Here is a 13,623-nt window from a genome sequence, read left to right as displayed (position 1 = left end):
GCCAGTCTCCTGTCCGGCTGTCACTGGGCTTCTGTCGTTCAGCGTGGCGGTGGTTTCACGCCTGACGCGTGCGAGGCTCGCGCAGTCCATGTCACGACTGGCCGGGCTTGGAGTCCTCCGTTGATGCCTTGTGTTCTGTCGGTGATGTGTCGTTCTGTGAGGAGCTCTCTCGGGCGTCGTCCGGTGTCGAGGGGGCGGCACCGATGCGCTTGATCCAGCGCTGGCGGGCGAAGCGACGCAGATTGGCCACGTTGTCCGTCTCGTCGATGATGTCCTCGCCGAGAATCGTCTCCATCACGTCTTCCAGCGTGATGACCCCCAGCCAGTTGCCGAGATTGTCGTAGACGACACACAGATGCTGGCGCTCGCGCTGCATGCGAGCGAAGGCCTGTTCGACGTTGTCTTCGGCGTGCAGTTCGCTGATCGGGCGCATCAGGTCCTTGAGCGGAGTGGCGGGTTCGGCCTGATGCGCATCGGCGCGGTGGATCATGCCCAGTGTCCTTTCATCGGCGGTCATCACCGGGTAGCGGCTGAAGGGCCAGACCGTCAACTGGTCATTGAACTCGGCCACGGTCATCTCGGGGCTGACCGTCTGGCAGACAGGACGTGGCGTGAGCACATCACGCACCTTCATCTCATGCAGGTTGAGGATGTTGGTGATGACGCGTTGCTCATCATTTTCCAGCGCCTTCTTTTCCAGCCCCAGTTGTGCGAGCGCCTTGATCTCGCCACGCAGATCAATGTCATGCGAGTGCTTGCCGATCCGCGAGGTGATCATTTCCGACAGCCAGATCAGCGGCTTGAGCGAGATGACCATGATGTTGAGCACGCCGGGCAGCATCGGGGACAGCTGACGCCAGTAGGTGGCACCGATGGTCTTGGGGATGATTTCCGAGGCCACCAGGATCAGCAGCGTCATGACCGCCGAGGCAACGCCGACCCAGGCCTCGCCGAACACGACGGACACCTGTGCACCCACGCCTGTCGCACCGACCGTATGCGCGATGGTATTGAGCGTCAGGATGGCGGCCAACGGCTTGTCGATGTTGTCCTTGAGGGTGGCCAGCGCCGCATGGCGCTTGGGGTGTTGCTCACGCAGGCTTGCCACATAGCTTGGGGAAAGCGACAGCAGCGCCGCTTCCAGCACGGAGCAGATGAACGAGATGCCGATGGCGATGGCGGCAAAGAGAATCAGCAGAAACATGCAGCGTGCTCCTTGGGTGGATAGGCCACCATTAGTGACAGATGCCCGGTGACTGTCAAACCTTTGGCGTTGATTGCCTGGCGCTTGTCATCGCGACGCGCATGCGGGCGTCGGAGGCACTATCGGGAGAGGGTGCGTGGAAGAAGGCGAGTGGAGAAGGCTAGAGGGAGAGTCGCAGCGCGAAATATGAATGAGATTGTTTTGCTTTTGAGATCTGTTGTATTTTAAAGCAGCTCTTATCAAGGGAATTTGCATAAATAAAGGTGTGAGGCAGTCAATTCCTCGATTTCTTCGATGTCATGGCACGTCGCTCGCACGCCCAGAGGCAACTCCTACCTATCCATGACTCCAGGGAACGGCGCTTTCATGCAGCAGGGCTTGAGACAGCAGGGCTTGAGACAGCAGGGCTTGAGACAGCAGGATGCTTCCTCTCTGCCTCCGTACGGTGTGCGGAGGGGGGGCTGGCAGTCCGTCCGCTATGCACACAGCACCGGCTGGGTTCAGGAGATCCCGGTCTGGCCCGGAGGGCGTCTGGTGCTGTGTGATCTGACGATCCGTGACGGCTATCAGGAAGTGCATCCCTTCCATGAAGGACTCTATGTCTGCCTGATACTGGAAGGCACGTTGAGGCTGTCGGGCATGGCAGCGACGCCAACTGCCACGTGCCCGTGTCCTGAGCCCCTGTCGAGTGCAAGCGAGAAGGTCGCGGAAGAGGCGCGAGTCCAGATCGATGTCACCCGGGGAGAAGGCGGCGTCTTTCGCGCTCCGATGGTGGGTTCCCCGCATGCTCTGAACGTCGGGTACTTCCCCGGGCGGCTGCGGTGTGTGGTGCTGCATATCGAGGATGAACGTCAGCAGTCCGACAACATCCTGCAGCGCTTTGCCGAGTGGGATCTGCATTCGCCCCCCTGGCCGGCTCAGCCTCGCCGGTGGCGGCCGGGGTCAGGCCTTCGTCAGCAGCTGGCGGAACGTCTGGCGCAACGCCTCGACGGCGCAGAGCACACTCGTGAGACATGTTGTCTGCTGGAATGGCAAGGGCTGGGCCTGCAATTGCTGGGAGGTGCCTTGCGCCGCCGGCATGCTCGGCAATGTCATGCCGGTCAGGTGTCCGAGGATCGGGTCGCTCGTGACAGGGGCGCTGACGGCCGAGCCCCGAACGCAAATCGACGAGAGAAACGGGCTCACGAGAGGCTGACGCCGGGGTACCCGGAGACATCCAACAGTACGTGTCGGCATCTCGAGGCGGTGCGTCAGCGGTTGAAGATGGCGCCGGAGCGTCAGCATGCCTTGCCGGAACTGGCGCGGCTTGCCTGCATGAGCGCGTCGAGTCTGCGCCAGAAGTTTCGCGAGACCTATGGTTGCTCGCTGAGCCAGTATCAGCGCGAATGTCGTATGCAGCGCGCACGTCAGGCCTTGTTGCAGGGCATGAGTGTGCAGCAGGTGGCGCATCGTGTCGGCTATGCGCATGCCTGCAACTTCGCGACGGCCTACCGGCGTCATTTCGGGCTCTCGCCCCAGGCTGTGCGGGCTCGGCCGCAGCGGGCTGACTGAGCACTGCTGGCCGTCAGCCTTCGTCATGGTCGGGCGTGAAAAGAGAACGGGCACCCTCAGGGGGCCCGTTCTCTTGTCGTTGCCTGGTGTCTCTTGCGCTGCGTTGCCTGGTGTCTCTTGCGCTGCGTTGCGTGGCTGTCTGCGGCGCGAGAGGCCTTACAGGAAGGGAATCATCGGCAGTACCACGTCATCCAGCAGTCCCGTCGGATAGTGCAGATTCATGGCCGCCTGCATCCCGAGCAGGAAGACCGCGACGCCCAGGGCGAAGAGTCCCGCGAACGCCGCTGACTTGCGTGCGACGATGAGCTGGAAGCCCAGGCAGAACAGCACGGCGGTGGAGACGAAGCCCAGCAACGCGCTGACGCCGATCAGCACGAAGAAGCCGAGTACCACACCCACTGCCTTGAAGGCCGGTTGTTGGACGCGAATCATGCCGCGACGCCAGCCGTTGAAGACCACGGCAATCACCGAGACCAGCGTGATGAAGGCGGCCAGGGTCGGGAAGGCCTTGCCGAGTGGCATCAAATCCTTGACGTCGTAGAGCGCCCAGAGGCCGGCGAGACCCATCAGGCCCAGCAGCAGGAAGTCGACGCCACCGAAACCGCGTGATTCCAGCACATCCTCTTCTGGGGACGGCGCGGTCTCGACCACTTCATGGGTCTGGCGACGACGCATGATCGCCTTGCGGATCACCGGCAGGAAGAAGGCCAGCAGGATCAGGCCGAGGATGATCAGCACGCCCGGACGCAGGAAGGCTTCGGCGCCGTGGAACTGCATGCTCTGATAGAAGTAGTTCTCGGCACCCGGTGCCAGCACGAAGCCGATCAGGAAGGCCGGACGCGACCAGCCTGCCGTCTTGAACAGCACGCCCAGCATGCCGATCATGCCCAGCGCGGCCCAGTCACCCAGCGAGCGGCTGGCCTGATAGGCGGCGAACAGGATCAGCACGGTGATGGCCGGCGCCAGAATGGCGAAGGGCACACGTGTCAGCTGCGCGACCGGACGCGCCAGCATCAGACACAGGCCCGCGCCCAGGATATTGGCCAGCGCCAAAGACCAGATGATGGTGTAGGTCATGTCCAGATTTGTGGTGATCATCGACACGCCCGGCTCCAGACCCAGTAGCAACAGCCCACCCAGGAAGACCGCCGCCGTGCCGGAGCCTGGCACCCCGAACAGCAGGGTCGGCACCATGGCACCACAGGCGCAGGCATTGTTGGCGGACTCCGGCGCGATGACGCCGCGGATGTCGCCCTTGCCGAACTGGCTCGGGTCCTTGGCGGTCTTGACCGCGAAGCCGTAGGTGATCCAGTCGACCACGGAACCCGCCAGACCCGGGATGGTACCGATCAGGCTGCCGATCCCGGCGCAGCGCGCGACCAGCCACCTGTTCTTGACCACATCCTTGATGCCGGCAGACCAGCCCTTGCCCAGGTCCGTGTTGCCGTCCTTGGCGATGCTGCCACGCCCCAGCAGCAGTTCGACGATTTCCGGCAGAGCGAAGATGCCCAGACCCAGCACGATCAGCGGCACCCCGTCGTAGAGATAATCGATATCCAGATTCATGCGGTACTCGCCGGTCGCCGGCGCGGCACCGATGGCACCGACCAGCAGGCCAAGACCACAGGCCGCCGTGCCCTTGAACAGGTTCTTGCCGGACAGCACCGCCACCATCGTCAGACCCAGCAGCGTCAACACGAACAGCTCTGCTGACGAGAAGGCCAGCACGAGGGGACGTGCGACGAGGATGAAGCCGGTCAGGATGATGGCACCGATCACGCCCCCACACAGGGAGGACAGGAAGGCACTGGTCAGCGCACGCGCCGCCTGGCCTTTCTTGGCCAGCGGGAAGCCATCAAGCACCGTGGCCTGTGACGCGCTGGAACCGGGGATGCCCATCAGCACCGAGGCGAAGGTATCGCCGGTCGGGATGACCGCGACCATGCCCATCAGCATGCCCAGTGCATAACCGGGGTCGAGCCCGTAGAGGAACGGCAGCAGTAGCGCCATGCCGGCGATGCCGCCCAGGCCGGGGATGATGCCGACCAGCAGGCCGACGAAGATGCCGATCATCATGAACAGCAGATGCGTCAGCGTGAAGACGTGTCCAATGCTGGACAGGAGGGTGTCGATCATGGCGTTGCTCAACCTCTTGTTCTTCTCTGGTGCTTCTTGCGCTTTCCAGCGTCATGGCGCTGGAGAGCGTCAGCGGGCTTCAACGAGATTGCAGGCGAATACCGTGTCGTTCCATCAGCCAGTGCTTGACCCATTCGTGCTGGGTTTCGCTCAGTTGCATGGCGTCTTGCAACTGCGCCGCTGCCGCCTTGCCGACCATCAGGCCATAAGGACCGACCTTCACCGCCGCTTCCTTGAGGAACTCGGGGTCCTTGGCCATGTCACGTGCCGCCTGACGGTATTGCTCCAGCAGTGCTGGATCGACACCCTTCGGCACCAGCAGCATCTTCTGCATGGCGTAACCGGAGGCGAAGAACTTGTGGAAGATCTGATAGGCCTCGTCATCGCGTGAATGGCCTTCCTGCGCCAGATACAGCTCGGAGAAGGTCGGCAGGTCCGGGAAGGACGGGTCGCGCTCGATGTGGCCTTCGTCATCCATCACGCCGAGGCTGAACAGCGGCACGGCCTGGCCGGCGTCGACCAGCGGCGTGACGTTGCTCCTGTAGGCGGAGGTGGTCTGGAAATCGAGGGCGACTTCGCCACGCTCGAAGGCCAGGCGACCTTCACCACGGCTCTTCATGCCGAAGACCGGATCAACCTGGAAGTCGAGCAGATCGAACGCCATCAGCACCGGCATCTCGAGCCCGGTCGGGTTCTGGCCGGCGAACTTCACCTTCTGGGAGGCGAGGGCCTTGAGTGCACTGGCGCTGTCCTTGCCCAGCGAGCTTGAGGCATAGACGACACCGCCTGTCGGGGCGGCGAGGATCGGTTCCCAGTCGGCATAGTCGTAACGCACGCGGCGATCACGCAGCATGGCCGGATACTGGGTAGAGGCCGAGGTGACGACCATCTCGTCGCCGTCATCGCCGGCACGCTTGCTGAACAGATTGACGCCGGTGATGGAACCGCCCCCCGGCACGTTGTCGATGACGACAGCCGGGTTGCCCGGCAGGTCCTTGGTCACCCAGTTGGACATGAAGCGTGCCCAGACATCGGTGCCGCCCCCGACCCCGAAGGGCACGGTCCAGTTCAGGGTGTCAGGGATTTCCGCCTCGGCGTGCACGGCGGAAGACAGCGGCAGAAGGCCCATGACGGGCAGCATGACGGCCAGGGCGGTGGTGCGGGCATGGCGCTTGAGGGCATGGCGTTTGGGCGTAGACACGATGAGGGACATGGTCTGACTCCTGATTATTGTTGGAATGCGTTGTCAATCAGTGATGCGCTAACTGCATGGCGGCGCAGAGAGGTCATTTCATTTCAATCAAATGCATTGTAAATCAATCTTCTGCAGTGCTTTCGTCGCGCTTGTCGAGGCGTTGTCGGTGCTGAGACACATGCGATCGTGAAAGCCTGGCGATCCTGCACGCGCGCGGACTGCGCTCAGGCGAGTTCAGGCATTTCCAGCGAGTCCGGGAGGTTCAAGAACACCTCGCCACTCATGATCTTGCGTGCCGTGCGCAGCAGGGACACACGGCTGGGGGTCATCGGGTCGTCATCGGCGTGTTCGACCTCGACGTCCAGGAACCCGGCCGGGTGTTCGAGCTTCACCTTCTCCGCCAGAGTCCCCGGTGTCAGCGTGCCGGCGGCCAGCGCCACGCGGTTGGCCAGAGTGCCGGGGAGACTGGTCGCGACGGCCAGCGTGATGGCCCCCGTGACGGCTAGTGCGCCATGGCAGCGGTGCGGCACGAAGTAGCGTGCGCACAGGGTGCCACCCTCGGTGCGCGGAGCGGAGAGAATCACCGGCTTGGGCAGCACCGAGTCACTGACGTCGCCCATGCCCATCAATTCCCCCGCCTTGAGGCGAATCTTCTCGAGGCGTGCCATCGCGTCACGGTTGGCGTCCATCTCGGCGGGCGCTTCGTTGCCTGCCCAGCCCAGACTTGCCGCTTCGATCAGTACCACCGGCGTGGCGGAGTCGAGGCAGGTCACCTCCACGCCCTCGATCACGTCGATGACCTGACCGCTGGGCAGCAGCTTGCCGGTCTTGGCACCGACAGCGCCCAGAAAGCCCAGCTTGATGGCACTGCCGGCGCCGGGCACACCACTGATGCGCGTGTCGCCCTGGTAGGCGACGCGACCATCGGGTGTCGGGACCTGGCTGTCGATCAGGGTGCCGGTGTTGAGGTTGTGAATCCGCAGACGGGTCAGGTCACCCTTTGCCGGGATCATGCCGGTCTCGATGGCATAGGGGCCGACCGCGGCCAGCATGTTGCCGCAGTTCGGCGAGAAATCGACCTTGTCGCCTTCCACATCGACCTGGGCGAACAGATAGTCGATATCCGCTTCAGGATGCGTGGAGGGGCCGACAAGGGCGACCTTGCTGGTCAACGAATTGCCGCCGCCCAGCCCATCGATCTGCAATGCGTGGCCGGAGCCCATGACCTGGCGCAGGACTTCGCGACGGCCGTCGTCATCGGCGGGGAGGTGATCCAGACGCAGGAAGGGGCCCCGAGAGGTACCGCCACGTAGGATCATGCAAGGAAGTGAATGCATCATGTTGGAACGCGCTCCTGTCTGTTTGCGCCTTTCTGAAGCATCACAGCTGATGATCTATGCATCAAATGCAAATAAAAACTATACTGTCACCATTACGCGCATTAATCCGAATAATGAATCAATAGGATAGTTGCATGCATAGATTGGAGTTTCTGGATCTGTCGGCATTTGTCGAAGTGGCCGAGAATCATTCCTTCAATGAAGCGGCGGAGCGACTGCACATCTCGCAGCCGGCCCTGTCGCGCCGTATCCAGAAACTGGAGGAAGTGCTCGGTGCAAAAGTGCTGGAGCGTACGACACGGAGAAGCCGACTGACGCCAATTGGACGTGATTTCCTGCCAAAAGCCCGCAAGTTGCTCGAAGATTACGAATCCTCTCTGGTGGGCGTTCGCGAGCTGGCCACCCATCGCAAGGGGGTGCTGACCATCGCCTGCCTGCCCACGGCAGCCTTCTACTTCCTGCCCAGCGTGGTGCGCGAGTTCAACACCGCCTACCCCGGCATCCGGATTCGCATCCTGGATGTCAGTGCCAATGAAGGGGTCGAAAGGGTGGTCTCGGGGGAGGCAGACTTTGGTATCAACATGGTCAGTGCCCACCATCCGGCAGTGGATTTCACCTCCATCTATCGTGATCCCTTCGTGTTGGCACTGCGTCGCGACCATCCGCTTGCACAGAAAAAGCGCGTCGAGTGGAGCGATCTGGATGATGTGCGCCTGATCACCGTCTCCCGCGACAGCGGCAACCGCATTCTGCTCGACAACACCCTGCTGTCCGCCGGATTGCATCTGGACGGCTTCTACGAGGTCCAGCATCTCTCGACCTCGCTGGGGCTGGTCGAGAGCGGGCTTGGCGTCGCCATCCTGCCGTCGATGGCGATGCCCGGGCCGGAGCACGAGGTGCTGTGTCAGCGTGAGCTGCCCGAGCCACGCATTGACCGCACCATTGGCCTGTTGCGGCGTCGCGGTGAGTCGCTGTCACCGATCGCGGAGCTGTTCATCGAGATTCTGCTCAAGCGCTGGAACTGACCACACGTAAGGGAAGGGCCCATGAGTGTCAGGTGTGCAGGGGCTGGCCAGATCAGGCTCAATATATGAGGTGTTTATGTATAAGTTTTTTGTGTTTCACTAAAGGAACAGGTCACGGCCAGCATGTTCGACGGCGTGGCCGATGACAGCGTCTCGATGTCGCGGGATCAGCCTGATGGCGCAGGTCGGTGAGGGACTTGCTCCCACCTCCTGCCGTCAGGCCATTGATGACGTGGATACCTGCCCAACACAAGGATGCACATGCCCATGAGTACCCGCATAGCCACTCACGCCACCTCCCGTCAGACAGCCCTTGCGCTGGGCCTGGCGCTCGGGCTTGGCAGCGCGCTGCCTGTCAGCGCAGATGAGCCGATGGCAACCGATGACACTGGCAAGCGCGCGCCGCAGGGCGAGCACACGCTCAAGCATGAGCAGCTGGCCAGTCTGGTCGAGCAGGGGCAGGAGACACTGGCGGCAGACTTCAACGGTTTCCTCAAGCAGGTCGCGGAACGCAATCAGGAAGACAGCGCGGTTTCCGGCGCCATTGACCACTATCTGGCCGGCGAGCCGCTGGAGGGGGATGACTTCGTCAACGTCTATCGCCTGCTGGGGGTCTACAACCGGCTGCAGTATGGCGATGAGGTCCAGGAGCTGCTCAAGGAAATGGTCGCGATCCCGACCTTCAAGGTCGGTGAGAAACCCCAGCATGAAAACCCCGAGATCTCGCGTTTCGGGGAGTTGATCAAGGACAAGGCCGAGGCATTCGGCTTGACGTTCCGCAACGTGGATGACCGTGTCTTCGAGGTGGAGCTCAAGGGGACGGGGGAGGATGTGTTCGGCATTCTCACCCACGGGGATGTGGTGCCGGCGGACCAGGAGGGCTGGACGCTTGAGGATGGTACCCACCTGGATCCGTTCGAGGTCACCGAGATCGATGGCAAGCTGTACGGGCGTGGCACCGAGGATGACAAGGCCTCCATCGCCGCGGCGCTATATGCCATGAAGTCTCTCAAGGAGAATGCGGTGCCGGTCAAGCGCACCATTCGCCTGATGATCGAGACGACGGAAGAGACCGGCGGTGAGGGCTTCGCCTATTACAAGGCGCACAACGCGCTGCCCGAATACAACATCGTGCTGGACAGCGGCTATCCGGCAATCACTGCCGAGAATGGCTTCGGCACCATCGATGCGCGCTTCCCGCTGGCACGCGAGACACAGACGGGGCAGGCGGCGGATGGCCTGCCGGCGATCACTTCCTTCAAGGGGGGACTTGCGACCAACCAGATTCCCGAGCGCTCCGTCGCCACCCTGCACGCCAGTGATGCCACGGGCGCCAAGGCGCTCAACCACAAGCTGGAAGCGCTTGGCAGCCGTTACGTCAACGAGCACGGCAAGGATTTCAGCGTCGCCAGTGAAGTGAAGGGCGAGGACGTCATCGTCACGGTGACGGGCAAGTCGGCCCACTCATCGGCACCGGCCAATGGCGTGAATCCGGTGACACGACTGGCGGGACTGCTGGCCACCTCCGGTATCGATTTCCAGGACAGTGCCTATGAAGATGCCGTGCACTACCTGAATGACAATTACGGGCTGGATTATCATGGCAAGCTGCTGGGCATCGCCTACTCCCATGATTTCATGGGGCCGCTCAAGGTGACGCCGACCTATCTGGAGAAGGAGGACGACGCGCTGCGTGTCGCGGTCAACGTGCGGGCTCCGGCGGGCGAGAAGTCGCCTGAGGAACTCAGCCAGGTGATCAAGGAAAAGCTCATAGCCTATGCCAAGGAGCAGGGCATGGACGTGGCGCTGAACGTCGAGATTCGCGACTGGATGCTGCGTGACCCCAGCGGTGCCTGGCTCCAGACGCTGCTCAACATCTTTGGCGATACCACGGGGCTCGATGCCGAACCGCGTTCCTCGGCGGGGAGCACGACCGCCAAGCTGCTGCCCAATGCGATCAACTTCGGGCCGTCGATGCCGGGCGAGACCTATACCGGGCATACCTCTGAAGAGTTCAAGCGTGTCGACAATCTGCTGCTGGACATCCAGATGTTCACCGAGATGATGGCCCGCATCGGCAATCAGGATTCGCTCAAGTAATCGGGTGAGTTCGCGGGGCCGCCGTCATGTGAATCGCTTTTTGCATGGCATATTGAAATAGCCCTGGAAATTGCCTCTTGCCTGGGTGACAGGCATCACATGCCAACGCCCGCCACCGCTCCTGATGGAGGGGCAGTGGCGGGCGTTGTCGTCTGTGAAGGTCGCCGATCACCCAGTGCGGCCGCGCGATCTCACCTCGGGCGGTAGGGCTCGGCGGGGTGCGCGGTCGGGTAGGCGTCCATATAGGCGGTGGCTGCTTTCAGGAGATGGACGTCAGCGTGCCTGGCGCCTGCCAGCTGAAAGCCGACCGGCAGTCCCTGCGAAGTGAATCCGCAGGGGACCGAGGCGGCGGGTTGGCCGCTCAGATTGAAGGGGTACGAGAACGGCGTCCATTCCTCCCAGTCGTGCCATTGGCTGGCGGGCGGCACCTGATGATTCAGTGCGAAGGGGAGGACGGCGACGCTTGGCGTCAGCAGCAGAGGGTAGTCCTGATGGAAGCGCTCAAGCTGCTGGGTGAGCCGGTGCCTGGCCTCGAAGGCCTCGAACAACTCAAGCGAGGTCCAGTCGCGGGCACGCATGGCATTCTCGACCAGGCCGGGGTCGAGCTGTTCGCGCTGGCGGGCATCACAGCCTTTCCAGACCCCTAGCGACGCGGTGAACCAGATCTTGCGGAAGATCTCGAGGCTTGAGTCGATGGGGGGATCGACCTCCACGATCTCGGCGCCAAGCCCTGCCAGACGCTCTGCGGCGCGTGCTACTCGACTGGCGATCTCGGGGTCGACATCGGCCTGCCCGAGGCGCGGGGAGTAGGCGATCCGCAGGCCTGTCAGTGGCGTGCCGATCTCCACGCCCCAATCCTCGGGTTGTCCGCGGGTGGCGTAGGGGTCCTGTGCATCATGACGGCCGATGACATTGAGCATGGCGGCGGCGTCGCGCGGGCTGCGAGTGAGCGGCCCGATACTGGACAGGGACGCGGCCTGGGCGGGAGGCCACTGGGCTGTCCAGCCGAAGGTGGGCTTGAAGCCGAAGACACCACTGAAGGCGGCGGGAATGCGAATTGACCCACCGGAATCCCCGCCCTGATGCAGGACTCCCAGGTTCAGGGCGGCGGCGGTGGCCGCACCCCCTGAAGAGCCGCCCGGGGTCAGCGCGGTATTACAGGCATTGCCGGTGGCGCCATGCACGCGGTTGTCGGTGACGGCCTTCCAGCCGAACTCGGGGGTATTGGTCTTGCCCAGCAGAATCGCGCCTGCCTCGCGCAGGCGCCGCACCGGAGGGGCGTCCTGCTGACAGGGCGTGGCTACCGTGGTGAGCGAGCCCTCGCGCGCCGGCATGCCGGCGACATCGGTGAGATCCTTCAGCGAGGTCGGGATGCCATCGAGCGGACTCAGGGGCTTGCCCGCCTGCCAGCGCTGTCTGGCGTGATGCGCCGCCTCCAGCGCCGTGTCATGCGCGACATGCACGTAGGCGTTGACCGCCGGATTGAGTCGCTCGATACGGGCGAGTACTGCCTGTGTCACTTGCAGAGGGTCGAACTGGCCACGTTGATAGCCAAGCGACAGCTGCTCGGCGTCCAGGGTGGTCAGGTCATCCTGGGCGGAATGTGGCGTCAGGTCGTGGGGGAATTCGGCGTCGGGCATGGCGGCTCTCCTGCGGGTGAACGGGGCCTATCGATGGATGGCATGTGGCGCTTGCATGGACGAGCGGTACGCTGTGGCTGGCGCATCGCTGACAAGACGTGGCCTGTTGTTCATGGCCTTGGGTCAGCGGGGAGAAACTCAAGGCTTGTCGAGGCTTGAAAAGCTCGCGGGAGAGCCGCATGGCGGTGAATGAGCATGACAGCGAGCCACCGCGTCAGGCTCGCTGGCGCCGATCATGGCGCATGAAAGTCATCCAGAGTGACGGGAGGAGAGTCATGCCAGCCAAGTCCAGGGCACAGCAGATGGCAGCAGGAGCGGCGTTGGCCGCGCGCCGGGGAGAGCAGAAGGCGAGCGAGCTGGAGGGCGCTGCGCGTTCGATGTACGACTCCATGAGCGAGGAGGAACTCGAGAAGATGGCCTCCACCTCACGCGAGGGAAAACCGCGGCACGACAACCAGAGCGAGGATTAGCACGACGACCAGAACGACAACCAGCACGACCGCCACGATCGAGGCGGTGCCGAGAAGAAGCCACCCCGAGTGGTTTGCTCAGATGACAGCACGCCCGGCAATTGCCGGGCGTGCTGTCATGAGTGCTGTCATGAGTCGCGTCATTCGCTGTCGAGAGAGGGTCAGCGCTGGTCGTCCAGGCTCTCGTGAGGCGGCTGATGCGACTCGCTGTCAGGCGGTGTCGGGCCGCCATTGGCCTTCGGACTGACCTTGGGCATCGCGATGTCCGCACGCTTGCTGCGCCGCTCCTCGGTGCTGATGCCCAGGCGTTCATCGCGGCGCTTCATCAGCTCCTCGTCGATCTGGCCGTCACGGGTGAAGGCCATCATCAGTTGCGGAATCCCGTAGGGGAAGTCGTCGCGGTCGATCTGCCAGGTGTGGAAGGTCTTGCCGTAGGTCGTGACCAGATCCTCGAAGTAACTGCGCTCGGCCAGTTCCGGGATGCCCGGAGCGACCAGAATGCCGGACTTCACCTCATAGTGATGGCTGTGCCAGAGCGGCTTCTCTTCTTCGGGGAGACGCTCGTAACGTTCGGCGCTGATGATGTACTCGATCCCGATCAGACGTGCGTCGCTGCGGTTGGAATCGAAGATGACGCACTGGTGGAGATCATGTTCCAGATGGATGCAGAAATGACTGGCTTCCACCTGGCGGCCCATGTCATCGGCGTAATGGTGGAAGCCGTTGAGGTAGGTGCTCATCGCTTCCATCGGGTACTTGCGCTGCATGACCTGCGAGGCCGCGTCCAGCACCTGGTGCTTGAGCGGATGGCCACTGCTGACCTTGCGAGCACTGTTCAGACGGCGTCCCAGAAAGAAGGCGGTCGCCGCGGCCGCGCCAGCGAGCAGGCCAGTGCCGAAGCCGCGCGTGGAGTGTGAGGCGTGATGGCATGGGGTGGACGTACGAGGATGCATACTTCCTCC

General features: G+C 62.9%; 10 protein-coding genes. 4 read left to right on the top strand and 6 right to left on the bottom strand.

Translation table 11 applies throughout. The features are described 5' to 3' along the window. Nucleotides 1–91 precede the first annotated feature (91 nt). The gene (locus AC26AR_RS09270) at nt 92–1,204 is read right to left on the bottom strand and encodes a CNNM domain-containing protein (protein ID WP_488106818.1); all 1,113 of its coding nucleotides are present in this window, start codon (nt 1,202–1,204) and stop codon (nt 92–94) included. A gap of 534 nt (nt 1,205–1,738) precedes the next feature. Between AC26AR_RS09270 and AC26AR_RS09265 the strand changes: the two genes are divergently transcribed. After that, a complete protein-coding gene (locus AC26AR_RS09265; protein ID WP_488106817.1) occupies nt 1,739–2,755 on the top strand; it encodes a helix-turn-helix transcriptional regulator in 1,017 nt (338 codons plus the stop codon). A gap of 156 nt (nt 2,756–2,911) precedes the next feature. On the opposite strand, the gene AC26AR_RS09260 is transcribed toward AC26AR_RS09265, so the two are convergent. From AC26AR_RS09260 to AC26AR_RS09250, 3 genes are all read right to left on the bottom strand, one after another. After that, the gene (locus AC26AR_RS09260; RefSeq protein ID WP_084208455.1) at nt 2,912–4,891 is read right to left on the bottom strand and encodes a tripartite tricarboxylate transporter permease; all 1,980 of its coding nucleotides are present in this window, start codon (nt 4,889–4,891) and stop codon (nt 2,912–2,914) included. Nucleotides 4,892–4,970: 79 nt separating this feature from the next. Next, complete coding sequence (locus AC26AR_RS09255; protein ID WP_488106816.1) at nt 4,971–6,104, bottom strand: Bug family tripartite tricarboxylate transporter substrate binding protein; 1,134 nt, start codon at nt 6,102–6,104, stop codon at nt 4,971–4,973. A 206-nt stretch (nt 6,105–6,310) separates the two neighbouring features. After that, nucleotides 6,311–7,426, bottom strand: a complete 1,116-nt coding sequence (locus AC26AR_RS09250) for a 4-oxalomesaconate tautomerase (protein WP_479399574.1) — start codon at nt 7,424–7,426, stop codon at nt 6,311–6,313. 134 nt (nt 7,427–7,560) lie between these two features. Between AC26AR_RS09250 and AC26AR_RS09245 the strand changes: the two genes are divergently transcribed. Next, on the top strand, nt 7,561–8,451 hold the full coding sequence (locus AC26AR_RS09245) for a LysR family transcriptional regulator (protein WP_084208457.1): 891 nt from the start codon (nt 7,561–7,563) through the stop codon (nt 8,449–8,451). A 267-nt stretch (nt 8,452–8,718) separates the two neighbouring features. Further along, nucleotides 8,719–10,551, top strand: coding sequence for a dipeptidase (locus AC26AR_RS09240; protein WP_488106815.1), 1,833 nt, complete (start codon nt 8,719–8,721; stop codon nt 10,549–10,551). A gap of 191 nt (nt 10,552–10,742) precedes the next feature. Here AC26AR_RS09240 and AC26AR_RS09235 read toward each other — a convergent pair whose 3' ends face one another. Continuing rightward, nucleotides 10,743–12,191, bottom strand: a complete 1,449-nt coding sequence (locus tag AC26AR_RS09235) for an amidase (protein WP_488106814.1) — start codon at nt 12,189–12,191, stop codon at nt 10,743–10,745. A gap of 275 nt (nt 12,192–12,466) precedes the next feature. On the opposite strand from AC26AR_RS09235, the gene AC26AR_RS09230 reads away from it, so the two are divergent. Further along, entirely contained in the window at nt 12,467–12,661 is a 195-nt protein-coding gene (locus tag AC26AR_RS09230; RefSeq protein WP_488106813.1) for a DUF3008 family protein, read from the top strand. A gap of 161 nt (nt 12,662–12,822) precedes the next feature. Here AC26AR_RS09230 and AC26AR_RS09225 read toward each other — a convergent pair whose 3' ends face one another. After that, a complete protein-coding gene (locus AC26AR_RS09225; protein WP_488106812.1) occupies nt 12,823–13,614 on the bottom strand; it encodes an OBAP family protein in 792 nt (263 codons plus the stop codon). Nucleotides 13,615–13,623: the final 9 nt, after the last annotated feature.

Source organism: Cobetia sp. PS-4MA, assembly GCF_057670765.1.
This window is presented reverse-complemented; position numbering and strand designations above follow the sequence as displayed.